Annotated in this window: 26 protein-coding genes; 12 read left to right on the top strand and 14 right to left on the bottom strand. The window is 62.7% G+C overall.

What is annotated here, in order from left to right:
• Window positions 1-7 precede the first annotated feature (7 nt).
• The 5 genes from BLU29_RS15470 (at window position 8) to BLU29_RS15450 (ending at window position 5,822) form a co-directional block, all read left to right on the top strand.
• Entirely contained in the window at window positions 8-634 is a 627-nt protein-coding gene (locus BLU29_RS15470; RefSeq protein ID WP_091059787.1) for a polysaccharide biosynthesis/export family protein, read from the top strand.
• A gap of 6 nt (window positions 635-640) precedes the next feature.
• Window positions 641-2,824 carry a polysaccharide biosynthesis tyrosine autokinase gene (locus BLU29_RS15465; protein WP_091059785.1) on the top strand — a complete coding sequence of 728 codons (2,184 nt, stop codon included), beginning with the start codon at window positions 641-643 and terminating at the stop codon, window positions 2,822-2,824.
• Between the two features lie 132 nt (window positions 2,825-2,956).
• Complete coding sequence (lpxI, locus tag BLU29_RS15460; RefSeq protein WP_091059783.1) at window positions 2,957-3,790, top strand: UDP-2,3-diacylglucosamine diphosphatase LpxI; 834 nt, start codon at window positions 2,957-2,959, stop codon at window positions 3,788-3,790.
• Window positions 3,791-3,913: 123 nt separating this feature from the next.
• Window positions 3,914-4,384, top strand: coding sequence for a bifunctional nuclease family protein (locus BLU29_RS15455; protein ID WP_091059781.1), 471 nt, complete (start codon window positions 3,914-3,916; stop codon window positions 4,382-4,384).
• 289 nt (window positions 4,385-4,673) lie between these two features.
• Complete coding sequence (locus BLU29_RS15450; protein ID WP_091059778.1) at window positions 4,674-5,822, top strand: tRNA-dihydrouridine synthase family protein; 1,149 nt, start codon at window positions 4,674-4,676, stop codon at window positions 5,820-5,822.
• A gap of 145 nt (window positions 5,823-5,967) precedes the next feature.
• Here the strand turns inward: BLU29_RS15450 and plsY are convergent, their stop codons facing one another.
• The 13 genes from plsY to sppA all read right to left on the bottom strand — a co-directional run bounded on the left by plsY (window position 5,968) and on the right by sppA (window position 15,255).
• On the bottom strand, window positions 5,968-6,588 hold the full coding sequence (plsY, locus tag BLU29_RS15445) for a glycerol-3-phosphate 1-O-acyltransferase PlsY (protein WP_197677731.1): 621 nt from the start codon (window positions 6,586-6,588) through the stop codon (window positions 5,968-5,970).
• A gap of 140 nt (window positions 6,589-6,728) precedes the next feature.
• On the bottom strand, window positions 6,729-6,998 hold the full coding sequence (locus BLU29_RS15440) for a hypothetical protein (RefSeq protein WP_091059777.1): 270 nt from the start codon (window positions 6,996-6,998) through the stop codon (window positions 6,729-6,731).
• A 39-nt stretch (window positions 6,999-7,037) separates the two neighbouring features.
• Complete coding sequence (locus BLU29_RS18205) at window positions 7,038-7,601, bottom strand: hypothetical protein (RefSeq protein ID WP_157693930.1); 564 nt, start codon at window positions 7,599-7,601, stop codon at window positions 7,038-7,040.
• Entirely contained in the window at window positions 7,559-7,792 is a 234-nt protein-coding gene (locus BLU29_RS15435; RefSeq protein WP_091059774.1) for a hypothetical protein, read from the bottom strand. The genes BLU29_RS18205 and BLU29_RS15435 overlap by 43 nt, the downstream gene beginning before the upstream one ends.
• 16 nt (window positions 7,793-7,808) lie before the next feature.
• A complete protein-coding gene (locus BLU29_RS15430; RefSeq protein WP_091059773.1) occupies window positions 7,809-8,327 on the bottom strand; it encodes a DUF4304 domain-containing protein in 519 nt (172 codons plus the stop codon).
• 82 nt (window positions 8,328-8,409) lie between these two features.
• Entirely contained in the window at window positions 8,410-8,739 is a 330-nt protein-coding gene (locus tag BLU29_RS15425) for a hypothetical protein (protein ID WP_157693929.1), read from the bottom strand.
• A gap of 64 nt (window positions 8,740-8,803) precedes the next feature.
• Window positions 8,804-9,223: a hypothetical protein gene (locus tag BLU29_RS15420; protein ID WP_091059767.1), complete on the bottom strand. Its 420-nt coding sequence runs from the start codon at window positions 9,221-9,223 to the stop codon at window positions 8,804-8,806.
• Window positions 9,224-9,235: 12 nt separating this feature from the next.
• Window positions 9,236-9,652: a hypothetical protein gene (locus tag BLU29_RS15415; RefSeq protein ID WP_091059766.1), complete on the bottom strand. Its 417-nt coding sequence runs from the start codon at window positions 9,650-9,652 to the stop codon at window positions 9,236-9,238.
• 61 nt (window positions 9,653-9,713) lie between these two features.
• Entirely contained in the window at window positions 9,714-10,001 is a 288-nt protein-coding gene (locus BLU29_RS18200; protein WP_157693928.1) for a hypothetical protein, read from the bottom strand.
• Window positions 10,002-10,082: 81 nt separating this feature from the next.
• A complete protein-coding gene (locus BLU29_RS15410) occupies window positions 10,083-10,373 on the bottom strand; it encodes a hypothetical protein (RefSeq protein WP_091059763.1) in 291 nt (96 codons plus the stop codon).
• 233 nt (window positions 10,374-10,606) lie between these two features.
• Window positions 10,607-11,053 carry a hypothetical protein gene (locus BLU29_RS15405; RefSeq protein ID WP_091059762.1) on the bottom strand — a complete coding sequence of 149 codons (447 nt, stop codon included), beginning with the start codon at window positions 11,051-11,053 and terminating at the stop codon, window positions 10,607-10,609.
• A gap of 1,571 nt (window positions 11,054-12,624) precedes the next feature.
• Entirely contained in the window at window positions 12,625-13,161 is a 537-nt protein-coding gene (gene sufT / locus BLU29_RS15395) for a putative Fe-S cluster assembly protein SufT (RefSeq protein ID WP_091059757.1), read from the bottom strand.
• A gap of 246 nt (window positions 13,162-13,407) precedes the next feature.
• Entirely contained in the window at window positions 13,408-15,255 is a 1,848-nt protein-coding gene (gene sppA / locus BLU29_RS15390; RefSeq protein WP_091059755.1) for a signal peptide peptidase SppA, read from the bottom strand.
• Between the two features lie 182 nt (window positions 15,256-15,437).
• Between sppA and BLU29_RS15385 the strand changes: the two genes are divergently transcribed.
• The 5 genes from BLU29_RS15385 to rrtA all read left to right on the top strand — a co-directional run bounded on the left by BLU29_RS15385 (window position 15,438) and on the right by rrtA (window position 20,745).
• The gene (locus BLU29_RS15385; RefSeq protein WP_091059752.1) at window positions 15,438-16,934 is read left to right on the top strand and encodes a nicotinate-nucleotide adenylyltransferase; all 1,497 of its coding nucleotides are present in this window, start codon (window positions 15,438-15,440) and stop codon (window positions 16,932-16,934) included.
• Between the two features lie 136 nt (window positions 16,935-17,070).
• A complete protein-coding gene (gene dapF / locus BLU29_RS15380) occupies window positions 17,071-17,922 on the top strand; it encodes a diaminopimelate epimerase (RefSeq protein WP_091059749.1) in 852 nt (283 codons plus the stop codon).
• Window positions 17,923-18,025: 103 nt separating this feature from the next.
• Window positions 18,026-18,631, top strand: a complete 606-nt coding sequence (locus BLU29_RS15375; RefSeq protein WP_091059748.1) for a hypothetical protein — start codon at window positions 18,026-18,028, stop codon at window positions 18,629-18,631.
• Window positions 18,621-20,063 (top strand): matrixin family metalloprotease, encoded by a 1,443-nt coding sequence (locus BLU29_RS15370; RefSeq protein ID WP_091059745.1) that lies wholly within the window; start codon window positions 18,621-18,623, stop codon window positions 20,061-20,063. Before BLU29_RS15375 ends, BLU29_RS15370 begins: the two co-directional genes overlap by 11 nt.
• A 10-nt stretch (window positions 20,064-20,073) precedes the next feature.
• Complete coding sequence (gene rrtA / locus BLU29_RS15365; RefSeq protein ID WP_091059743.1) at window positions 20,074-20,745, top strand: rhombosortase; 672 nt, start codon at window positions 20,074-20,076, stop codon at window positions 20,743-20,745.
• A 445-nt stretch (window positions 20,746-21,190) separates the two neighbouring features.
• Here rrtA and BLU29_RS15360 read toward each other — a convergent pair whose 3' ends face one another.
• On the bottom strand, window positions 21,191-21,811 hold the full coding sequence (locus BLU29_RS15360; protein WP_091059740.1) for a thioredoxin family protein: 621 nt from the start codon (window positions 21,809-21,811) through the stop codon (window positions 21,191-21,193).
• Between the two features lie 104 nt (window positions 21,812-21,915).
• Between BLU29_RS15360 and BLU29_RS15355 the strand changes: the two genes are divergently transcribed.
• Both BLU29_RS15355 and BLU29_RS15350 read left to right on the top strand, forming a co-directional pair.
• Complete coding sequence (locus tag BLU29_RS15355) at window positions 21,916-23,400, top strand: hypothetical protein (RefSeq protein WP_091059737.1); 1,485 nt, start codon at window positions 21,916-21,918, stop codon at window positions 23,398-23,400.
• Window positions 23,397-25,007 (top strand): exosortase/archaeosortase family protein, encoded by a 1,611-nt coding sequence (locus BLU29_RS15350; RefSeq protein WP_091059735.1) that lies wholly within the window; start codon window positions 23,397-23,399, stop codon window positions 25,005-25,007. The genes BLU29_RS15355 and BLU29_RS15350 overlap by 4 nt, the downstream gene beginning before the upstream one ends.
• The last annotated feature ends 116 nt before the right edge of the window (window positions 25,008-25,123 follow it).

Below are 25,123 nucleotides of genomic sequence, written 5' to 3'. Positions count from 1 at the left end.
ACCACCCATGAAAATCGCCCGCCTCTTTCCCTTCCTTCTGGCCGCCCTCGCGCTGGGCGGCGGTCTGCCGGCATTCGGCCAGGGCACCGGCAAATCTGACAACAAGAAAAACTACGTCCACACCCTGGGCTTGGCGGACCGCGTGCGGGTCGCCGTTTACCAGGAAGAGGACCTGACCAGCCTCACGCGCATCGATGCCCGCGGCCGGATCAACATGCCGCTGCTGGGCGAGATCGCGATTGGCGGCATGACCGTGGTCGAGGCCCAGGCCGCGATCGAGAACGCCTACAAGGAAGGGCGCTTCCTGCGCAATCCGCAGGTCACCGTCAGTGTCGAGGAATACGCCCCGCGCGAGGTTTCCATCCAGGGCGCCATCCGCAGCGCCGGCCGCTACACCCTGCCCATCGAATCCACCCTCACCGTCGTCGAGCTGGTCACCAAGGCCGGCGGCATCACCGACATCGGCAAGGGCACCGCCGTCACGGTCACCCGCATCCTGCCCGACGGCACCAAGAAGGTCTTCACCGTCGACGTCGACAGCGTCATCAAGGGCAAGAAGGACACCCGGACCGACGACAGTTCCATGGTGCTCCTGCCGGGCGACATCGTCTACGTGCCCGAGCGCCTGATCTGATTTTTCATGTCCGCCCCCGACGCTCCTCTCCCGACCGCCCCGGCCCGCGCACCCGGACCCTCCCTGCATGGCAATGACCAGCAGGTCGTCGAGAAGCGTTCCCTGCGCGACTACTACGTCATTCTGCGCGAACGCCTTTGGATCGCGCTGCCGGTGGCCCTGCTCGTCGCCCTGTCGATCGGCTATTACCAGGCGCAGGAGATCCCGATGTATTCCAGCACGGCCACCATGCAGTTCGAGCGGCCGGAGCGCGTGGTGCAGAACGAGCAGGTCGTGGACACCGCGGTCCGGTCCGAGGTCGATCTCGGCACTTACCTCCAGATCCTGCAAAGCGGCCGGCTTCGCACCATGGTCGCCCAATCGCTGACCCCCGACGAGATCCGGCTGCTCCAGCGCCCCTACCTCAAGGACCTCGCGCCCGGCGCCAACCCGCCCGCCGTCGGCGGCCTGCTCGGCAGCATGTCACCGCTTTCGATCCGCAACAGCTTCCTGATCACCATCACCGTCAACAACCGCGACCCCGAGGGCGCCGCGCTGCTGGCGAACCGCTTCGTCGAACAGTTCATGCGCTACCTCATGGAGAATGTCGGCGGCAAGAACGAGTTCGCCGTGGACTACCTGCGCAGCCGCGCCAAGGAGCTCCAGCAGGAATCCGAGGCCGCCGAAGGCAAGCTCCAGGACTACCGCCGCAAGCACAACCTCGTCTCCCTCGACAACAGCATGAACATCGTCGGTGAGCGCCTCCGCACCGTGAACGCCACGCTCACGACCGCCCGGCTCGCGCGCCTCGATATCGAGACCCTGCTCAGCCAGATCGAGAAGATGCAGAAGGAGAACCCGGCCAACCTGCTCGAGATCGGCTACATCTCCGCCTACGGCAACATCCCGGTCCTGAAGAACAACCTCGCCGAACTCAACAAGCAGCAGGCCATCCTCAGCGAGCGCTACCTCGAGCGCCACCCGAAGATGATCGAGCTCGCGAACTCCATCGATGTCGTCACGGCCCAGATCACCCGCAACATCGAGCAGTCCATCTCCGACCTGCGCACCCAATACGTGAAGCTGCAGGACACCGAGGCCTCCTACATCAAGGAATACCAGGCCGCCGAGAAGGACAATCTCCGCCTCGGTGATCTCTCCGTCGACTTCAAGAGCCTCGAGAACCAGGCGCAGGTGGCCAAGAGCAACTACCTCGAGATCCTCAACCGCCTGAACCAGGTCACGACCTCGAAGAACCTGGAGAACATTCCCGTCAAGCCGCTCGACCGCGCCCTGCCCAAGGGGTCGCCGGATACGCCGAACATCCGCAACATCGTCAAGACGAGCATCGGCCTCGGCCTGGTTGTTTTTGCCGGCGTCGCCATCGGCCTCAGCTTCCTCGACGACCGCGTGAAGAGCGCCTGGGACATCGAGGGCTTCATCGGCGCCCACCTGCTCGGCATCATTCCGGAACTCGGCGACGTGCCGGACACCGAGAAACACTCGCTGGTCAACAGCAACCGCACCTCGCCCGGCTCCGAGGCCTTCCTCAGCGTCTACAGCGCGGTCAAGATCCAGTCCAAGCTCGACTTCCCGAAGTCCATCCTCGTCACCAGCACGATCCCCGGCGAGGGCAAGACGATGATCAGCTGCAACCTGGCCGGCTCGTTCGCCCGCCACGGCAAGAAGGTCCTGCTCATCGACTGCGACATGCGCCGCCCGATGCTGCACCGCCACTTCAAGCTGACCAACGAGGCCGGCCTCATCGCGTGGTTTGAGGCCGGGGCCAAGATCCCCGCCGACCCCTTCACCGACGCCTCGCTCGGCTTCACCAAGGTGGACGAGAACCTCTTCCTCCTCCGTTCCGGTGGCCGCTCGAAGAGCCCCACCGAGCTGCTCGAGACCGCCGTCTTCGGCCAGTTTATCGAGGCCATGAAGCAGCACTTCGACCTCATCGTCGTGGACTCGCCGCCCATGGGCGCCGTCACCGACTCGCTGCTCATCGCCGAACGCACCGACGAGGTCATCTACGTGTGCCGCTTCAATCGCGCCTACCGCAAGCACATCCGCCTCTACATCAAGCAGCTCAAGGAGAGCAAAAACGAACTGCTCGGCATCGTGCTCAACGGCCTCTCGCCGCGGCGCATCGAGTATTACAGCAATTACCGCTATTATCGGAGCTACAAGAAATACTACGGCTCGCAGTCGTAGGGAAGAAAGGCGGAAGGGCTGAAGAGCTGAAAGGCTGAACCCTGCCGTATCCACCCTGCGACCGCCTTTTCGGATCGCCCCGCCGTTTGGGATCATCAGCCTTTCAGTCCTTCAGTCATTCAGCCCTTTTTCATGTCCGCCTTCCTGCCCAAGGATTTTGACGCCCAGCGCCCCGTCGCCCTCATCGCCGGCCGCGGCAACTATCCCGTCATCACCGCCGCCGCCATCCGCACCGCCGGCGTGCCGCTGCGGCTCATTGCCATGGACGACGAGACCGAGCCCCCGCTCATCGCGAGCTTCCCGGAAAGCGAACGCGTCACGTTGAACGTCGGCCAGGTTGGCAAGATGCTCGACACCCTGAAAGCCTTCGGTGCCGGCTATGCCCTCATGGCCGGCCAGGTGAAGCCCAAGAAACTCTTCCACGGCCTCGTGCCCGACCTCAAGGCGGCCTCCATCCTGTTTTCCCTCAAGCGCCGCAATGCCGAGACCATCTTCGGCGCCATCGCCGCCGAGATCGAGAAACTCGGCGTCACGCTGCTCGATGCCCGCGCCTTCATCGACGATCAGCTCGCCACCGCGGGCGCCATGACCGGCAAGCTCGGCATCGACGACGAATACGTTCAGCACGGCATCCACATCGCCCGAGAGATGGCCCGCCTCGACATCGGCCAGGGCTGCGTCGTCCGCAAGGGCACGGTCCTTGCCGTCGAGGCCTTTGAAGGCACTGACGAAATGTTGCGTCGCGCCGGCACCTTCAAGACCGACGAGACCCTCTTCGTGAAGACCGTGAAGGCCAGGCAGGACTTCCGCTTCGACGTGCCGGTCTTCGGCCTGCGCACCCTCGAGACCATGCACGCCGCCGGCCTCCACGCCGCCGCGCTTGAGGCCGGCAAGGTCATCGTCCTGGAAAAGCCCGCCGTGCTCGCGCAGGCCAGGGCCTGGGGCATCGCCTTACATGGCTTTTAGCCTTGCTGTAGCGGCGCTCTATGAGCGCCGTGTTTGGCGCCGGCGGTCATAGACCGCCGCTACAGACAGACGGCGCATTACCCCCTGACTTGCACTTTTCCCCGCCACCAGCACCTTTCCCGCATGCCCGCTGACATTGTCGAAGTCTCCATCAAAGGCCTGATGCCCACGGCCAACGGCTGCGCCGTGTTCCTCGGGAACGAGGACAAGACCTTCGTCATCTACGTGGACCCGAGCGTCGGCAGCGCCATCTCGATGACGATCAACGGCGTCAAGAAGGAGCGCCCGCTCACCCACGACCTCATCGGCCACCTGCTCCTGGGCTTCGAGATCGGCCTCGAGCGCATCATCATCAACGACGTCAACGACGGCACCTACTTCGCCCGCATCATCCTGCACATGCAGAACGAGCTCGGCCGCAAGTTCCTCGAACTCGACGCGCGCCCCAGCGACTCCATCGTCCTCGCCCTCCAGCAGAAGCGCCCGATTTTCGTCGCCCGCAAGGTCTTCGACCTCGTGGAGGACATGTCCGAAATCCTCGAGCGCGTCCTCAAGCAGCAGAAAGAAGAGCCCAAGGACGAGGGAGACCAGTGAGGCATTTAAGCTCCCCCATTGTTTGTCTCGTTCTCGTAATCTTAATCGTTCTCACCTATCAGGGGCCGAGAGAACGATTAAGAGTATGAGAACGAGAACGATTTTCTGATCCAAGCCCAACCCGAACCTCCTGCCTTGCCTCTGCGTCCTCCTGTAAGAAAATCGCCTGGGTATTTATCCGCGCCGATCCGTGAAATCTGTGGTCAATAATACCTCTCGCCCCTCGCCTCTGGCCTCTCGCCTGCCTGCAGGCATCCTCGCCGGCCAGCCGCTCACCGCGCTGGCGCCGATGCAGGACGTCACCGATCTGCCCTTCATGCGCGTCGCCGCGCATTACGGCGCGCCGGACTATTTCTTTACCGAGTTCTTCCGCGTCCACGGTCAGTCGCGCCCTGAGAAACACATCCTTCGCTCCATCGTCGAGAACAAGACCGGCCGCCCTGTCTTCGCCCAGCTGATCGGCGAGCATGTGCCGGACATGGTCCGCACCGTGAAGGAGCTGCTCCAGTATCCGATCGCCGGCATCGACCTCAACATGGGTTGCCCGGCGCCCAAGATCTACAAGAAGAACGTCGGCGGCGGCCTCCTGCGCGACCCGGCCAAGATCAACGATCTGATCGGCGCCCTGCGCGACGCCGTGCCCGGCCTGTTCACCGTCAAGATGCGCATCGGCTTCGACTCGACTGAAAACTACGAGCGCGTCCTCGGCCTCATCAACAAGCACGGCGTTGATCTGCTCAGTGTCCACGGCCGCACCGTGAAGGAAGGCTACCGCAGTGACGTCCACTACGACTTCATCGGCACCGCCGTCCGCACCGTGCGCTGTCCCGTGCTGGCGAACGGCAACGTGACCTCCGCCGATAAGGCCGCCGCCGTGCTCGCCGAGACGGGCGCCGCCGGCGTCATGATCGGCCGCCACGCCATCCGCAACCCGTGGATCTTCCGGCAATGCCGCGAACGGCTCGAGGTGGAGCGCGGTCTCCGGACGCGCTTAACTGGAGGGTCGGCCTCCCAGCCGACCGCAATTGATCCGGCAGGGCGGGTTGTCCCTAACCCGCCACCGTCCTCCGTCCTCTGCCCTCCGTCCTCTGTCCTCTGTGCTCCGTCCTCCGTCTTCGCCCCCACCCTCGCTGACGTCCGCGAATACATCACCCGCCTCTACCGCGAGACCCAGACCCCGGACATCCCCGAGAAGGCGCACGTCGCCAAGATGAAGAAATACCTGAACTTCGTCGGCCAGAGCGTGGATGCCGAGGGCAGGTTCCTGCACGAGATGCGCCGCGCCATGACCGAGGCCGAGCTCTTCGCCGTCTGTGACACCCACCTACTGACCGAACCGGCCAAGCTGTTCGCGACGGAACCCTACCCCGGCATCATCGCCCGCCCGAACTGCGAGACCCCCGTGGAGAGCTGCTCGCTCGACACGGTGACGGCCTGAGCCAGCGAGAATCTTCGGAGGGCTCGGCTCCTGCTGAGCCGCGACCCAGCAGGGCCGGGCGATCACACCATACGCGACCTGACCCGTTTTGTTCGGCTCTCCTTTTTTGCTTCGGCGATTGCACCCGCAGGAAAATCTATGTCCTCTACTTTCTGCCGATACGCGGTTCTGTTCCGCTCATCAATCTCTTCAAATTGGAGCGATGTCTGATGATGACATAGAGGGAGCCGACGACGGAAAAGCCGATGATCGCTGGCGGTGCTCCGCAGAAATAAGAGACGAACGGTGCCGCAGCAGATGCGCTAGTCGATGCCAGAGAGACAGTCTTCGAGGCGGCTAAAACAATAATCCATACCGCAAATATTATGCCTGCTGCCAGAGGATTGAGAGCCAGGAATGTTCCCAGCCCTGTTGCCGCGCTTTTACCGCCCGTAAATTTTAGAAAGATAGAGCGACTGTGACCGACGACAGGCATGAGTGCTATCACGACTGGTATCGTGTAAGGAGGCAGACCGAGGCTCGACCATAGTGATGGTTCCAACGTCATCGCCCACCAGACGGGAAGATATCCCTTGGCGATATCAACCATGAATACAACGAGTGCTTCTTTCTTGCCGACGCTGCGAAGGACATTGGTCGCTCCAGTCGAGCCACTGCCGACGGTGCGAATATCTATGCCTTTGGTCAGCCCCATCCAGTAGCCGGTAGGAATGGAACCAGCCAAATATGCCAAAAGAATCAGCCCGACAGCCCAAAGAATCGTCACCGGATTATCTCCTTCCTCTAAGGCACTTACCTTTCGGTCGTGCGGTAATCCTTATCGGTTTCATTTTCGTTGGGGAGAATTTTTGCGCTTAACTATGAATACGCCAAACTCCATGGTAATACTGCAGCGCAACGTTGAGTTCAGTCAAGCGGACCGGAGGCTCGAGGCGGCTGTGCTGATTGGTTAGGCGCTTTCTTGTTCTTACGGGAACGGCAATCTTTGATTCCTTGTCTCACCGCGGCGAATCCAGTGCCAATCACGAGGATTCCCAAAATAATCCTGTCTGTGGCTTTAGCCGAATCGCTTAGCTCTTGCCCCAACAAACCACGCACATTCTCCGGATATTTGATGGTCATGAACGCCATCATCAGCGCCAACAGAAAGGCTACGTAGTTCACGATCGTCTTCACGGGTGGCTCCTTAAAGTATTTCCTTGCCGAACGTTTTGATCAGCCACCCGTCGGCCGGGTTGGCTGCGCCGATTGGTTCGGCTCCGGAAAGCTTCTGCGTTGTTCGTAGGCGATCTTAACGACGCCATCATCAGCCGGGAACAAGATCACATAGACCTCCAATGTTTCGTTCCCTCGCGTCCCTGTTGAAAAAAAGAATTTCGGATTTGCACTTTCGGATGCGGACTCGGGACGCAGTGATGTCTTCCACCGATCATTCCCGAGCACTTGTGCCAATCGAAGTTGTAGAAGGGAAAGTGTGGCTGGAAGGTTCGCCGGCTCCATTTTCCGCATAAAATATCCAAAGAAGACCCGGACTCCTTTGTCCCCGTATGAGCCGGTGGATGAAGTCAAATTCGGTGCATACGGACTACCAACATCAGCCACAGCCGTCGCGACATAGTCGGTCTCGCCACCCAGTTTAATTGGCGCGGAACTCGCGAACAGCCAGCCTGGCCCAAGAAGCAAAATAGCGATTAAAGTGTTCTTCATATGGATGCCTGTCGTCGATTTGCCGAAAGTTACGATGAACCGCCGAGGCTTGGCGAGGAAGGTTTCGCCCACGGCATCAGATGGCCAAAGACCGAAGCGAACTTCGGATCGTATGCACCGAAGACAAGCGTGAGAGAGCCCGCGTCGTCGTAGAGAAACCCTTGGTCGGAGAAGCCCGCGTGGTAGGCGTATGGCTGATCGAACACGGTCTCCGTTTTGCAGGCGGAGCAGCGCATCGAGAAACGCTTGGGTGTGGCGTTCATCTTTCTTTGCCCAACGTTACGATGAACCACCTCGGCTTGGCGAGAGTGGCTCTGTCGAGTGGTTCGGCTCTCTCACTTGTGCGCAGCCCCCCTGATTTAGGGAATGCCGAAGAGCTACGGTCGTTTTTGGGGAGTCGCTTGCTCGCGCACGTAGCTTCTCGGCCGAGTCATGGCGCGAAAACCATGCAACAGCAGAAGCCGGGATCATATCCGCCAACCGTTCAATTCGCTCTGCGGCGCTGGGTCGCTCGCCACTGAAGTCGGCAAGATCGCCATAAACCTCGACCTCGTCTCCCTGCGGAATGCGCTCGCCAAAATGGCAGTCGTAAAAACTCGGCTTTGCTCCCGTGAAGAGCGCCTTAACCGATACGCCAACATTGAAATAATATAGCTCGCTCCACTGCGAGGTCTGGACGTTCAGAACGCAAAAAACTTCTTCGCAGTCTCGCACCCAGGTCGCGCCAAGCTTCTTGAACTGCTGCGCTCGCAGCGCCGGGCTTAGTGCCGCGAGGAGAGCTTTCTTGTAGATAGCCATGTTTTGCCGAACGCTTCGGGTCAGCCACGAAGGGAAGCGTCAGCTCCCCGGAGTTGGCTGTGAGGACTGGTTGGGTTCGTCTTCATTCTTCGAAAATCTTCGATTCGCACTTCCAGCATCTTCCGGTGCTAATTGCCTTCTCGCCAAGCTCGCCCATTAGGCGCGCTCCGCAATGAGAGCATACGAGCCCCTTCATCCAGATCCGCAGGAGACTGTAAACAATCATCACTGGAAAGAGGCCGAATCCGACTGGGTAGAAAGTATGAGAGAAAATGCGCGCGGCGAGAGAATCCTGAGGAGCAACCGCGTCACCAACCAACACACCGAACAGCAGAGTGAAGAACACGAGGGCATTCCAGCGCCCTTCTTTGCGATAGTCTGCAATACGCCGTTGTAGGTCGTCTCGTGTCATCGTTCTTGCCCAACGTTGAGGTCAGCCACATGGGCCATCGGCACTCGTTGGCTGTGGCGATTGGTTAGCCATTTTTTGGCTCTATGTCGAAGTGTGGCTTCTGCTTGCGCCACCGGAAGCCCCAATAGAGGGCGACGGGCAAGGACACTACCGTGAGCAACAAGGCGAAGAGCAAAGTATCGCGACTGGATGCCTGAGGATACTCTCTTCCAACCGTGAGTGACCCTCCAACGACAAAACTCGCCCAGGCTGCTCCCTGGGCGAAAAACATCAAGCGCCAGGCCATGATATGCCGGCGAGAAACGAGCCACGCGAGATAGAGCAGCGCGCATCCAAACAACGTGACATATCCTCGCGACAGATAGCTCTGGTGATACGTGACCGTGTAACCACTGTTCGAGGTAACGAATGACGAAATGCCCGAGACCGCGGAAAGCAAACAAAGGGCTCCGCCAACATTCAGGGAGACGATGAGTGATTTCATTTCTTGCTAACGTTACGATGAACCACCTCGGCTTGGCGAGAGTGGTTCCGTCGGGTGGTTCGGCTCGCCGGCAAAGCACCAGTAAAGCACCACAAAGAATACACCCGCCAGAAAAAGCGGAATCTCGGATGCCGCAAAAACACGCACGGCGGGCTCACCTGATCCGATACTAGCGCGGGTGTTTAGTCTTTGGCTAAACACCAACACCTGAACGCCGACCCAAAGCAATGGACCCAGGGCCACGAATTTTTGCCAGCGTCGATCAACGGCGCTGGTGTTCATCATCCACAAATAATACACGGCGGCCGCCAAATTGAAAACCATCGCAACGCCGTCTCTGCCGGACTGAAGGCCACTCCAAAGCACCTGCGCAATGAACGTAATGAAAAACAGATTGGCCAACCAACGGGTAATACTGCGCGGATTCATGTTCAAGCCGAACGTTTCAGCTCAGCCACGACGGCTCGGCGGGGTTGGCTGTGACGGTTGGTTAGGCATTTTTCAGTTTCTCGACTTCTATCTTGAGCCTCGGCCGACCAAGAGTCTCCCAGATGCTGACGCCGAGAATCAGCGCAAACACGACTACAACAGCCAAGCGGGATAGAAACGGCCCATTACTGGGCACAATGTAGTTGGCAAGAAGGCCGGAAAAAAGAACCGGAAGAAAGACCGCAGCAAACCGCACAGTGCGTAGCCTCGGTGTCCGATGAATCGCCTCGGACTCAAGGCGCTTTCTTTCTTCTTTCGGAATGTCCCGGTAGTTTACGTGTGTTGTCATGGGGTAGTGTCTTTGCCTAACGTTAAGATGAACCACCGAGGCTTGGCGAGAGTGGTTCCGTCGGGTGGTTGGGCTCGTTCTTCATTTCGATTTCGTGATGCGGATCTCATCCACTGACATGCTCGCGACCCCGGGTAGTTTCTCGTCGCATCGATCAATACGGCCAGCAACTTCGAGCGCTCCGCATCTAATGGTGACAGACGCCTTGCTCGCGAAACACTTCTTTAGAGCCGCAGCACTGGTCTTGTCCGACGCGAGCACCTGCGCGCTCAACGAAGAAAAACCGTTCTGGCCGTAAGGATCCTCATCCGAAGCGACGGCGCGTATCGTTACTTCACCCAGAATGACCAACTTTTCGGTAGCTTCGCTCATTTTCTTTTGCCCAACGTTAGCGGTGAGCCGCGCGCGGGCGAGCGCGCTGTGAACCTGAAATTAGGCGAAATGTGGAGCGAAGGTAATTCATGAGAATTACGGTCCCTTTCCGCGCATTGGCTCTGGCGGCTTGTTCGGCGCTTCTCTCATGGGACAACCAGTGGGAGCAGGCCGATAATAAAGATGAGCAGGCCGTAGCATGGTGATGGGCTTCATATTTCTTGCCTAACGTTTCAGTGAACCGCGCTTGGCGGCGGTTCTGGAGAGTGGTTCGGCTCCTTTGTGCCAAAACGCTCGTCCGGGCCAGCGAGCAGGATCAAATCTTTCAACAGACACACAGTCTTGTCGCCCGCTAGAAACCGGACACCGGCCATCTGCAGGCCTCCCGCGACTTCCTCCGCTTGAATCACAACGACCGGGATGTCTTTTTTCACTGCGCGATTATGCCAAATTGCGCAGCGGGGCAGACCAACGTCCACTGGCTTCGATGGAGTCGGACCATCGACGAGGAACACCGCACGTCCCGCATCGATATCAGCCTGAGTGGCGGGCCGGCCGGTCACAACGTCAACGCTTTTCCAATCGCGGATATCAAATGGACCGAACGGCACCTTCTTTTGTGCTGCGCCTGCAAGCCCGACCAACGCAACCAGCATGAGAATGGATAGTGCGATTCGCATGAGTCTTGCCGAACGTTGTATATGCCGACGCGTGTCGGCTGATTCAAATGGGGATGGCGTTGCAGTGGAGCGGGATCACAAAAGCGATCTCCGCGAAATAACCGACATGAGACGCTTCGTCGCCATTTGATTCAGCCGATCGGCATATTCAAAGTCACGACTCGTTCCACCGGGCGTGGTTAAAGAAAGCGGGGCCCCAGAAATGGCATCATCCCCGATGAAAACGTCAGAAAGTGAACCAAGCCGGGTCGCTCGAAAAACATTCATCATGTTCCAGAAGTTTCGCCATCGGTCGCTGGCCCGTAACACGACGAATGGACAATCCCTAGGATGGCTTCCACCGACCTTGGGGCAACAAGAATTCTCCGACGCACTCCGGCTGACTATTAAGACTCGCCTGTCAGCCTGACGGTAATCCGTCTCGATCTGGCGCGCGCTCCAACACACCCCGCCCTGCCGGGCACCCCACTCCAGAGGGGATTCCCTTGCGCCTTGGCTTGGGTCCCCTCTGGAGAGGGGTGGCGCACTGCGCCGGGGTGTGTCAGGCTAGCTTGCGAACCTCAGTAAAGATCCCCGGGGCAAGCCCCGGGGCATTCGGAAAATGGAGGCGGGGCTATTAGCCCCGCGAGGCATGCATCGCGTGACCGCAACCCGCGGGACTGATAGTCCCGCCTCCATCCAAGCCGGAGCAAGCTCCGGGGTATTGAACCCACAGGGAATAAACATCCGATGGGTTTGGTTTCTGCGCCTTTTGAGCCTTTTGTGGCCACCTCCTGAATCTGTGCCATCCGTGGCATTCGTGGTAAATATCGTGTCTCCCCCTTTGGGTATTGTGAGTCCCCTTTCGGGTATGGCGCTCCCCGGCTTGGGTATCGCGTCTCCCTCTTTGGGTATTGCGTGTCCCGCGTCGGGTATCGCGTTACCCGGTTCGGGTATCGAGTAACCCGCTTTGGGTTGTGTGTCTCCCCCCTTGGGTATCGCGTGACCTTCGTCGGGAGACGCGTCTCCCGCTTCGGGTTGCTCGTCTCCCGCTTCGGGTCGAGCGTGACTTTCTTCGGGTATGGCGTTCCCCTCTTGGGGTATCGCGTGACCTTCTTTGGGAGACGCGTCTCCCAAAGGTCAGCACGCCTTCCCGAAAGGTCGGAAGACGATACCCGAGCCTTCCTGGGCGAGAAGAAGCTCACCCGACGCATCCTGAACGGTCTTTCCTGCATCGGAATCATGGCGCGGCATGTTGCCGCAGCCGTAACCCGGGAGGAATTGAGAGATTTGGAGGCGGGGCTATCAGTCCCGCGGGTTCGCAGTTTCGCTACCTATGCCTCGCGGGACTGATAGTCCCGCCTCCAGTGAATGCCTGACTTCGCACCGTCGCAGTTCCGGTGGTAGGGCGCACCGGCCAGGTGCGCCGAGACTTGGTTGGCCCACGCACGGCGGAGCGGGCCGCTCCGCCCTACCCTTTTGCGGCCACGCTATTGCTTAAACCGCTGTAGCGCCTCGCGGGCGGGGTCGCCCGCGCTCCAGTTGGAGGGCAATCCTCCTGTTGGAGCCACGGCGACCTCGCCGTGGAATTGCTATTCCAGCCCCAGCACCTTGCGACCGGTGTCGGAGATCATCTGCGGGGTCCACTGCGGGTCCCACACAATGTGCACCTTGGCGGACTCGACGTCCGGCAGCTGCGCGATCTTCGCCCGCGCATCCTCGGCAATGACCGGGCCCATGCCGCAACCGGGCGCCGTCAGCGTCATCTTCACCTCGAGGATGTGTTTGCCCGCCGGTGTCTTGTCGACGGCGAGGTCATAGACGAGGCCAAGATCGACGATGTTGACCGGAATCTCCGGATCGAAACAGGTCTTGAGCGCGTCCCACACCGCTTGCTCGCTGAATTCCGTGGCCGTGGCGGCGGCCTGTTCGGACTTGGCGGTGTAGCCGCCGATGGCGCCGGTGTCCGCCACGGCGATCTGGAACAGGCCCAGGTCGGTGCGCACCGTGACGTTGCCGCCGAGCGTCTGCGTGATGAAGACGTTCGTGCCGGTCTTGAGTGTGACCTTGTCGCCCGCCGGGATGACGGTCGCGGGGCAGTCCTTGGTGAGAGTGTAGTCCTGAGCCATGGTTTGAACAATGTGGGTCGCGCCCTTGGGCGCAACTGTTGCGTTCGGAGCAGGCCGCCATCAACACACCCCGGCGCGTTGCGCCACCCCTCTCCAGAGGGGATTTGCGAAAACGCCGGCTTGGATCCCTCTGGAGAGGGGTGCGGCATGATGTAGGGGCGTCCCTTGTGGACGCCCAGGGCGGCGACAAGCGCCGCCCCTACAGGCAGCCCGCGGGACTGATAGTCCCGCCTCCATGAGGGAAAATCAATTCAGGCGCAGCTCGAAGGGCAGCCGGGCATAGAGCCCGCGCGGGTCGTTCAGCCGGCTGAGCGACTTCACCTCGGCGGTCATCTCGCGGACAAACTGTCCGACCGGCCCGCTGAAGGACTCCTCGTGGCGGCGGCCCTCAAGCGCCTCGGTGAATTGCTCGGCGAACTGCTTCTTGTGCGGATACTCCGTCACGCGGAAATTCTCCCCGAGCCCGGCCTTGGTGGCGGTGTATTTGACCGCATCGGCCAGGCCGCCGATCTCGTCGACGAGCTTGAGCTTTAGCGCCTCGCGGCCGGACCAGACGCGACCCTGGGCGATTTCCTCGACCACCTTGCGGTCGAGCTTGCGGGCATCGCTGACCTTGCCGATGAACTGGTCGTAGACCCAGTCCACGGAGGACTGGAAGATGGCGAGCTCGGCCTCGGTCTTGGGCCGGATGACGGTGGCGGCATCGGCGAAGCGGCCGGTTTTCACCGTGTCGAAGGTCAGCCCGAGCTTGTCGGTGGCCAGGCCCTGGAAGTTGACGAACATGCCGAAGACGCCGATCGAGCCGGTGATGGTGGCCGGCTCGGCGAAGACCCGGTCGGAGGCGGTGGAGATCCAGTAGCCGCCCGAGGCCGCGACGGTGCCCATCGAAACGATGACGGGCTTGTCCTTATGGATGAGCCGCAACTCGCGCAGGATGGCCTCGGAGGCCGTGACGCTGCCGCCCGGACTGTTCACGCGGAGCACGACGGCGCTGATGCTGTCGTCCTGGCGGATCTGCCGGAGCATGCGGGCGGTTTTTTCCCCGTAAAGATAGCCGTCGTCGTTGCCCGTGCCGTCCACGATCTCGCCCTCGGCGTAGACGATGGCGATCTTGCCGTTGCCGCCCGCGCCGAGCTCGATCCGGCCCTCGCCCGACCGCTTGGCGGCCACGCCCCCCGTCGAGACGAGGCGCGCATAATCCTTGATCGCGATCTGCTTGAACGGCTGGCTGCTGCCCTTCCGGCCGGTCGCGGCCTTCAATTCATCGAGCATCTCGTCGAGGTAGGCGGTGCGGTCCACGAGCTTGAGCTTCTTGGCGTCGTCGGCCCGGATCAGGCCCTTCTCGTCGACCGCCTTCTGCAGGGCGCCGGCGGGGAGCTTGCGCGCCGTCTCGATGCTGGCGGTCAGGGTGCCCCACACGTCGTCGAGCAGCTTCTGGATCTGCTCGCGGTTTTCAGGGCTCATCTGCTTGAGGAGGTAGGGTTCGACGGCGCTCTTGTATTTGCCGACGCGCGTGACCTGCACGCCGATGCCGAACTTCTCAAACGCCCCGGTGAAGAACATCGGCTGCGAGGCCAGGCCGGGCATCTCGATGGCACCGTAGGGGTCGAGCACAAGGTCATCCGCCACCGAGGCCACGTAATACTCGCGCGTGCCGGCGAAATCGAGGTGGGCCTTCACGGGCTTGCCCGCGGCCTTGAACGACTCGATCGCCTCGCGCACTTCCTTCAGCGCGGCAAACCCGGAACCGTAGCCCTCGGACCGGAAGGAACCGGTCAGGTAAAGGCCCTTGATGGCGTCGTCCTTCGCCGCGGCCTGGAGGGCGCGGGTGACCTCACGCAGCTGCAGGTGGCGGGGGGCCCGGCTGCCGAAGGCCTCCATGAACTGGTCGAGGCCCTCGACCTGCGACGGTGCGTCCTGGATGTTCGCCGCCAGGTCGAACACAAGGTAGGAGCCGTTTTGCACCGCCACCGGTTTCTTCTCGCCGAGGGCCGCCAGAAAACCGATCAGGAGAAAGAAGCATAATAAACCACCGATGAGGAAAACGACCATGGCCGACAGGGTGGCAAAGAAAGAAGTGAAGAAGTTCTTCATGGGGGCGAACCTAGGCAAGCCCCCCGCTTCCGCCAGCGAAAAGCGACCGGCCGGTCGCGGGGCAAACCGGCATAAGATCGTGATAAATAATCCGCCCGGGAGCTTAATTTTCCCTGCTAGCATCCGATTGTGACATACCTAGCCTTCCCTTGGGCGGGCAAACCCGCCTATATAGTCCGACCATGAGTGAGAAAAAGGAACTGCTCACGACCAACCGCAAGGCGCTGACCATCAATCTCGATGGCACGCGCTACGGCACCATCGCGGAGATCGGCGCCGGGCAGGAGGTCTCCCGCATCTTCTTCCAGGTCGGCGGCGCCTCCGGCGCCATCGCCAAGACCATGTCGGCCTACGACATGACCTTCAGCGACGCCATCTACGGCAAGGCCCCGCGCTACGTCTCCCGCGAGCGCCTGCTGACGATGCTCGACCACGAATACCGGCTGCTCATCGAACGCCTCGCGGAGAAACGCGCCGACCGCACCAAGTTCTTCGTGTTCGCCGACACCGTCGTCGCCAAGAGCTTCAAGGGCCCCAATGACGGCCACGGCTGGCTGGGCGTCCGCTTCCAGCACGAGGTCGGCGCCGAGCCGAGCGACATCATCATCCATGTCCGCATGTGGGACAAGGAGAACGTCCTCCAGCAGCAGACCCTCGGCATCGTCGGCACCAACCTCATCTACGGCGCCTTCAACTACGCCCATGATCCGTCCCAGTTGATCCAGTCGCTCGCCGACAACATCGGCACCGACCGCGTCGAGATCGACATGCTGCGCGTCAGCGGCCCGGCCTTCGGCGCCGTCGACAACCGCCTGCTCTCGCTCCGCCTCGTCCAATACGGCCTGACCAACGCCGTGATGTTCGCCCCCGACGGCGAGGTGCTGCAACCCTCCGAGGCGCTGCACCACCAGGCCGTGCTCGTCGAGCGCGGCAGCTTCCGGCCCGTCACGCACGTCAACGTCGACATGCTCACCTGCGCCACCGCGCAGTTCATGCAGGAGCCCATGGTCAAGGGGAAGGACATGATCGTCCTCATGGAGATCACGATGAACAACCTCCTCTCCGAGGGCGACCTGGACGCCGCCGACTTTCTCGCCCGCGTCGACATGCTGGGCCACATCGGCTTCACCACGCTCATCTCGAACTACTCGGAGTTCTACCGTCTCGTGTCCTACTTCCGCCGCTACACGAAGGAGATGATCGGCGTGGCGATGGGCATCAACAACCTCCTCGAGATCTTCAACGAGAAGTATTATGAGAACCTGGAGGGCGGCATTCTCGAGTCGATGGGCCGCATGTTCCGCCATGCGGTGAAACTCTATGTCTACCCGATGCGGCAGGCCGCCTACGACAGCTACCTCGCCAGCGGCAATCCCGCCAGCGCCGCAAGCCACGGCGGCACCAGCCACGCGTTCTCGTCCGGCGTCATGATCACGGCCCGGAACCTGCAGGTGAACGACCGCCTCCGCAACCTCTACGCCCACCTGCTCGAGAACCACAATCTCGACTGCATCGTCGGCTACAATCCGGACCACCTGAGCATCTTCTCGCGCGACGTCCTCCAACGCATCAAGGCCGGGGACGATTCCTGGGAGAAGATGGTGCCGGCCAAGGTCGCCGAGTTCATCAAGGAGCGCAAACTGCTCGGCTACGGCGTCAAGGCCCGCGCCGCCAGCTGAGCCGGATTTGTTGGAGGCGGGACCATCAGTCCCGCGAGGCATAGGCGTCGTGGCCAATAACCCGCGAGACTGATGGTCCCGCCTCCATTTCGCACTTCCGTCCTCTCACTGTTTATCCCTAGCCTTTGCTCTTCCCATGCGCTTTTTCAAATACCACGCCCTCGGCAACGATTACCTGGTGATGAACCCGGCCGACTACCCCGGCTGGGAGCAGCCCACCCCCGAGCAGATCCGCGCCATCTGCCACCGCAACTTCGGCGCCGGTTCCGACGGCATCCTCTGGGGGCCGCTCCGCGCCTCGCAGGCCCGGTTCGGCCTCCGTATCTTCAACCCGGACGGCTCCGAGGCGGAGAAATCCGGCAACGGCCTGCGCATCTTCTCCCGCTACCTTTACGACCAGAAGCTCGCCGGCGACCAGCCCTTCACCATCGAGACCCCCGGCGGGGTCGTCGAGTCCCGCGTCCTGCAGCACGGCCAGTTGATCACGGTAGAGATGGGCCGCGTCACTTTTCAGAGCGACCGCATCCCCGTCGCCGGCCCGGTGCGCGAGGTGCTCGGGGAAAAATTCACGATCCAGGGCCGCGAGTTCACGTTCAACGCCGCCGGCATCGGCAATCCGCACTGCGTGATCGTGCTGCCGGAGATCTCGGCCGCGCTGGCGAAGCAATACGGCCCGGACATCGAAGTGCACAAAAACTTCCCCAACCGCATCAACGTGCAGTTCCTCCGGGTGCTCGACCGGCAGAACGTCCGGATCGAGATCTGGGAGCGCGGCGCCGGCTACACGCTGGCCTCGGGCAGCAGCTCCAGCGCCTCCGCCGCCGTGGCGCACAAGCTCGGCCTCGTCGACGCCAAGCTGACCGTGCACATGCCCGGCGGGCGCATCGGCATCGAGATCGCCCCCGATTTTGCCATCCGGATGACCGGCCCCACCACCCGCGTGGCGGAGGGCCGGCTGGACGTGGAGCTTTTCTCAATCACGGTCTAAACTGTTACCAATTAGACTTTGACCTCCCGCCGGCCGTTTTACTAGGAATGCCGGCACACAAGTGCGGAACCTTGGGCCCGTTCCGCCGTCTTGATATCTACCCATGACCGCTCGCCGATCCCTCTTTCTCGGTCTGGCCTTCCTGCTGTCGCTGCGCCTTTCGGCCACGACCGTCGAGGCGCCTGACATCGACTCGCTCATCACCCAGTCCGACTACATCGTGCGCGCCGTGGTCACGTCCGCCACCCCCGAGTGGCATCAAACCACCGACGGCCGTCGCTACATCAGCACCAGGGTGGAGCTGGAGATCCGCGACGTCATCAAGGGCGCACCGCCCTCACCGCTGGTGCTCGACCTGATTGGCGGCCGCATCGGCCAGGACGAACTGGTGCTGGAGGGCATGCCCCAGTTCCACGCGGGTGACGAGCAGGTGCTCTTTGTCCACGGCGAGCAGCGGAAAATGTTTCCCCTCGTCGCCTTGATGCACGGGGTCTACCCCGTCATGCACGAGGCCAAGTCCGGTCAGGATTATGTCATGCGCAGCAACGGCCGGCTGCTTTACAGCCTGCAGGATGTCGCGCAGCCCATGGAGCCGGCCATGACGGTGCGGCAGGATCCGTCCGCCCGGCCGCTCACTGCGGCCGTCTTCATCTCGCAAATCCGGGCCCGGGCCGCCGCACTCGCTTCCTCTTCCTCCCGTGAAAATTAATCCTTTCCGGACCGCGCTTGTCCTCGCGACCGGCCTGCTGGGCGCCGCCTCCGCCTGGGGCTTCGCCTACATCACCAACAAGGACACCGGCCTGCCCATCAAGTGGCCCGCCGGTTCGATCGCGATCCAGATCAAGCTGGATGCGGCCGGGAGCACCACCGCCTTCAACGCCGCCGCCCAGGCCTCCGCCCAGAAGTGGAATGCCCAGCTCGGCGACCTGCAGATCACCTCCACAACCGCCGCCGCCGGCGCGGCCACCGACCACAACCATGTCAACGAGCTGGTCTTCGCCGCCGACGTATTCGGCCAGGCCTTTGACACCAACGTCCTGGCCGTCACCACCACCTGGGCCCTCGGCAACCAGCGCACTGAAGGGGACATCCTGTTTAATTCGGCCCGGACCTGGGGCATCTACGATGGCCCCCGCCAAGGCAACACGGTCGACCTGAAGCGCGTCTCGCTGCACGAGATGGGCCATCTGCTCGGCCTGGACCACCCGGATGATGCCGGCCAGACCGTCATCGCCATCATGAACAGCAAAATCAGCGATCTCGATACCCTGGCGACGGACGACATCACCGGCGTACAGAATCTCTACGGACCGCCCGGCATACCCGCCAACGACAACTTCGCCAACGCCATCAACCTTACTCCCACCAACAACGCCGTCACCGTCACCGGCTTCAACACCAACGCCACCAAGGAGGCCGGCGAGCCCAACCACGCGGGCAATAGTGGCGGCCGCTCCGTCTGGTGGAAATGGACCGCCGCGGCCTCCGGTCCCGTCACGCTAGACACCCGCGGCAGCTATTTCGACACCACCCTCGGGGTCTATACCGGCAGCGCTCTCAACAACCTGACCACCGTCGCGAGCAATGATGACATCAACCCCGGCATCGTGCAGGCCAGTTCCGTGGCCTTCACCGCGACCGGCGGCACCACCTATTTCATCGCCGTCGACGGCTTCAACAACAACGACGGCAACGGGGCCGACTCGGCGGGGATCACCGTCAATCTCAGCCTCACGTCCTCCGGGCCGACGTTGCCCGTCATCACCGCCCAGCCGGTCGGCGTGACCGTCACCGTGGGCGGCACGGCCAGTTTCACGGTCACCGCCACCGGTGCGACCGCCTACCAGTGGCAGTTCAACGGCAACAATATCAGCGGCGCCACCAGCGCCACCTATACCATCAACAGCGCCCAGACCGCCAACGCCGGCACTTATAGCGTAACGGTCAGCAACAACGCCGGCTCGGTCACCAGTAACAACGCCGCTCTCACGGTAACCACACCGCCGCCCCCACCACCGCCTATGACCAGCGGCGGCGGCGGGGGTGGCGGCGCGCCCAGCCTGTGGTTCTATGGCGCCCTGAGCTTGCTCGGTTTTGCCCGTTTCCTTCGCCGTCATCGGGCGCTCGGCGCACAGGGCTGAGACCTGAAACTTGAAACCTGAAAAGGGAATCAAGCCGCCGACCGGCTCGTCCGGCCTTCAGGTCTCAGGTCTCGGGTTTCAGGTTTCTCCTCCTTGGACTTTCCTTGCCGCCGCCGCGGTCGCCTTGGTCATCCAGCTCAACCCGGCTTGGCGCCCGGCCCTGCTCTATGACCGCGCGGCGGTGGCCGCTGGCGAATGGTGGCGGGTCTGGACGGGACATTTCGTGCATTTCGGCTGGCCCCACTTCGTGGCCGACACCGGCCTCCTAGTGATCCTTGGCTGGCTGCTCGAGGCCCGGCATCCCGTGTTCAGTCGCGTGGGCCTTGTCGCACTGCCCGCATTCATCACGGCAGCGCTTTACTGGTTCGATCCAGCCATGCTCCTCTATGGTGGGCTGAGCGCCGTCAACCTGGGCCTGCTCCTGTTTCTCGCGCTGCAGGGCTGGCAGCGGAACTGGACGGACTGGTTCTGGCCCGCCGTGCTCGTGATTTATGTCGGCGAGGTCATCTTCGAGAGCGCCCAGGGCGGACGCGGCGGTGGCATGATCCGGTTCGACGACCCGGCGGTCCGGGTTGCCACGAGCGCCCATCTGGCCAGCGCCGCCTACGCCCTTATCGCCTGGCTGCTTGGCATGTCGCGGCCGACAAAAAAGCCGGGACCTGCAGGCTCCGCGCCCCATTAAAAGGCGGAGCGAGTTGATCCCAATGCGCTTCAGCGTGTCCGCTCCCAAACCAGGGTGTGTCAGACAAGTTCGGTTCATATTGTAGGAGCCTGCTTGCAGGCGATTCAGACGTGGGGATTGGCTTCGCGGGTCAAAATCGCCTGCAAGCAGGCTCCTACATTCGGAAATTGGTCTCTTGAGATTAGGCAGCGAACTGATCTGACGGGACATTAGCACTACTCCGTCAGGTATAGAATACCCCGAGCACATACCCCGCCCTGCCGGGCACCCCTCTCCAGAGGGGACCCAAACCAACGCCGGCGATAATTCCCGCTGGAGAGGGGCCTGTCGGCCATAGGCCCGGCGACGGCTGATGGCGCGAAGCGACGGGGTGGGTCGGAACCCAACGGAGTAGTGCCAGCGTGTTGAGGTCAACCCGCTCCACCTCGAGCCGCACGATCCCGGCTCAGTTGGAATACTTGATCGAGCAGCCGTAGGGCTGGGAATTCTTCGTGCGTACCGGCCGGCCCGCCTTCAGGTCGGCGAGGGCCGCGTTCACGTAGTTGGTGGCCTTGGCAATGTCCTCGACCTTGCTGGAGCGGATGCTGTCGATGCCGCCGGCATAGACCAGCGTGCCCGCCGGATCGATGACATACAGGTGCGGCGTGGTGCGGGCGTCGTAGAGTTTGCCCACCCTGCCGTCCGGGTCGCGGAAATAGGCGGTGGCGGCGGAATGCACGCGCGCCTGCCAGGCCTTCACCTGCGCGGGGTCATAGTCGCCCTCCTTGCCTGCCGCGGTGGAATTGATGGAAAGCCATACGACGCCGTCAGCGATCGCCGCCTGCTGGGTCTTGGGCATGTTGCCGCTGTGGTCGTAGTGTTTCTGCACGAACGGACAGTCCGGGTTGACCCATTCGAGCACCACGGTCCTGCCCTTGAATTCCGCCAGGGAGCGGGCTTTGCCGTTGATGTCGGTCAGGGTGAAGTCAGGCGCGGCCTGGCCCACTTCAGCGGTGGCGGCTTGCCCGAGGCCCAGCACCGCGAGCGAGGCGGCACCGGCGAGGAGGATTTGGGTCAGTGATTTCATGGGAGGATGCGGTTCGGAACATACTCCCCGGAACGTCGCCGTCAAAAACTTCCACGGTTACAATTGCCCATTGCGGCCCGACGACGCCCCCCTAGCTTGAGGGTGTGACCGGATGGCTCGGAGATTTTTTTCGCTTCTGGTGGGCGCTCTTCTACTGGAACACCCGCAAGACCTGGTTCCGAATGCGCGGGGCGCACCGGGATGACTGCCCCTGCCAGACTTACAGCGATTCGGGCCAGGCCCTCGATTCACGCTGCGAAGCCATCATCTATTGGCGGCAGCCCGCGCGCTTCCGCCGGGTCTGCCCGCTGCTGACCCAGACGCCGCAGGGCTGGCGTTGCGGGGTCAACGCAGAGAGCGTCCGCCCTTTCTGGGGCCGGGCCGTGCTGCTGGCATTGGCGCTGGGCCTGGTCCTCTACCTGGCGGGCACCTTCGCCGTATACGCGGCCCTCCGCGCCGCCCGCTACGATACCAGTTACCTGACCGTGGTATGGCCCCCGCGCTGGGGCGAACTGCGGGCCGCGCAGGAAAAACTTTACGCCGCCCGCGCCCAGCAGGCGCTGCAGGCCGGCAAATACCAGGAAGCCTTGCTGTCCTTGGAAATGGTCAACCAGCTCGACCCGCACAACTACGAGGCCGGCCTGGCGCTCGCCGCCCTCAGCCAGGCCGCCGCGCAGCCGACGGTGGCGGACCACATTTACGAACGGCTGATGCATGACGTGCCGGAACAGCGCCGTCCGACCGCCCAGATCTGGTTCCGCACCCTGCTGGCCCGCGCCGCCTACACCCCGATCAAGGGCCTCGCCACGACCATGCTGAACGAGGACCCGGCGGACCGCACCGCCTGGCTCAACGCCCTGCTGTTTTCCTGCCGCCAGACCGGCGACGCCGACTGCCTCGGCACCGTGCTGGCGAGAAATCCCGACCTGCCCGTGTGGTGCACCGAGCTGATCGGCATTGAGCAGCTCCTGTTGCAACAACACCTCGACCGCGCCCTGCCGCGACTCACGCGGGTCCAGCGGCAGCCGGCGGCGGGCTATATTCCCTATTACCAGGTGGACCGCCTCCTCCGGCACGACCAGCCCGACGCGGCCAGCAGCATGCTTCGCGCCTACGGCAGCGTCCTGCAGCCCGACGAGGCGGCCTTTCTCCGGCTGCGCGTGTATCAAGCCAAGGAGTGGCCGGCGCTGGCCGGTCCCGAAGTTGAGGCGCTGCTCCACTACGAGATGATCCCGCGGATCGTGGCCCAATTCTGCGCCAACCTGATCAACCACCCGGACCCGGCCCTTTTCGCCCGCTTCTTCGCGCGCTTCACCGCGGCGAACCTGCCCGTGGACGCCAACACCGTGCCACTCTATCAGGCCACCTACCTCGCGGCCACGCTGTCCGGCGACACCGAGCACGCCCGGCAGATCGCGGCCCGGATCGGTAAGTTCACCGGCTCCGATGCCCGGGCCCTGCGCGGACTGGGCGAATTGCTCAAGACCCCGGCCGCCGATTCGCGCCTCACCCGCAGCCTGCCTTTGGTCCCCTTGCCGACCGAAGTCATCTACGCCATCTTGGAGCGCCCGGCCCCTTCCGCGAAATGACCTCGGCTGCCCCCGCCCAACCTCCTGCCTCCGCCCGCCCGCCGGCGGACGCCGTCGCCGTGATCGCCCTGCTGTTCGGCCTGATGGCCGCCTATAGCTGGCTGCTGTGGCCCGAATGGCGCACCAATCCCGATCTCTCGCACGCTTTTTTTGTCCCGGTCATCTTCCTGCTGCTGGTCTGGGAAAGCCGCCGCCACGGCACCCCGCGCTGGGTGCCTCCCGGCCGCCTGTCCGTCCTGGCGGTCGCGGCCGCCGGTGCCGCTGGTTTCATTTTTTTCGCCCTCGCCGGCCTCTTTGCCGCCACCCTCGCGTGGACGCATGCCGTGGTCTGTCAGCTGCTGGCCCTCGCCCTCGCCAGCTTCCTGCTGGCCGGCGTGCTTCTCCTGGCGGACACGCGGATGCGGCTGGTGCCGTTCAACTGGATCAGCCTCACCGCCGTCTTCCTCTGGGTGCTGGCCTCGCCGTTGCCGGATGGCACCTATGCCCGCCTCACCCTCGCTCTCCAGCACTGGGTAACCGGCAGCGTGCTCCAGACCCTGCACCTGCTCGGTGTGCCGGCCCGCCAGCATGGCAACCTCATCGAGCTGGCCACGACGACAGTGGGGGTCGAGGAAGCCTGCAGCGGTATCCGCAGCCTCCTTTCGTGCGTCTTCGCCGGATTCTTCTTTGCCGGGTGGCTGGTGCGCCGGCCGGCCGGCCGGCTCGTGCTGATCATCGTCGCGCCGCTGCTGGCCCTGGGCATGAATTTCCTGCGCTCGCTTACCCTCACGCTCATGGCCAACGCGGGCAAGGACATCAGCGGCTTCTGGCATGACGCCACGGGCTTTGCCATCCTCGGGGTCACTGCCGCCATTCTCGCCGGCCTGGCAATCCTGCTCGAGACGAAGGAAACCACCACCGTCCCTCTCGCGCCGCCCGTGGCCCCCGCCCTGCCGCGCTGGTCGCTGGGCTTCTTCTGGACCGCCGCGTCCGCCACGCTGGCGCTCGGGGTGTTTTATGTCAGCAGCGCGCGCCCGGCCAACCACGAGGGCGTGATCCCGCCCGACCTCGGCACCCTGCTGCCGATCCAGGCAGATGACTGGGAAGTGCGAACCCCGAATGACCTCTACCAGTTCGCGGACGTCCTGCAGACATCGCACCTGATGGAGCGGACTTACCTCCGGCCGGCCGGCTCGGGGCAGTTCACACAGTTCACCGTTTATGTCGCTTACTGGGCACCCGGCCAGACCTCCGTCAGCCGGGTCGCCTCGCACACGCCCGACGCCTGCTGGCCGGGATCAGGCTGGGCCGCCCAGCCGGTGGCCGACGCCCACGAGATACCCGCCGTGCCGGGCTTGATCATCTCTCCCGGCGAGCACCGGATTTTCAAAAACAACGCCGGGTTCTCGCAGAACGTCTGGTTCTGGCACATCTACGACGGTCGCGTCATCAGCTACCGCGATCCCTATTCGATTCCCGCCTTGTTCCGGATCGCGCTGCAATACGGCTTCCGCCGGCCCGGCGACCAGTTCTTCGTCCGCATCTCCAGCAACCGGCCGTGGGCCGAGCTGCAGGATGAACCGCTGGTGCGGGAGATCCTCACCAACCTGACCCGCATCGGCCTCTGATATGCCCTTCGCCGTCACCCGCAACGAACGGTTCATGCTCGCCGCCTTGGCGGGCCTGCTGGCGCTCGGGCTGCTTCTCACCCTGCTCTGAGCGGGCCGCGCATTGCAGTTGCCAA

Source organism: Opitutus sp. GAS368 (genome assembly GCF_900104925.1).
Lineage (GTDB): Bacteria > Verrucomicrobiota > Verrucomicrobiia > Opitutales > Opitutaceae > Lacunisphaera.
Note: the sequence above shows the minus strand (reverse complement) of the source record. Positions and strands in the feature narration are given on the sequence as shown.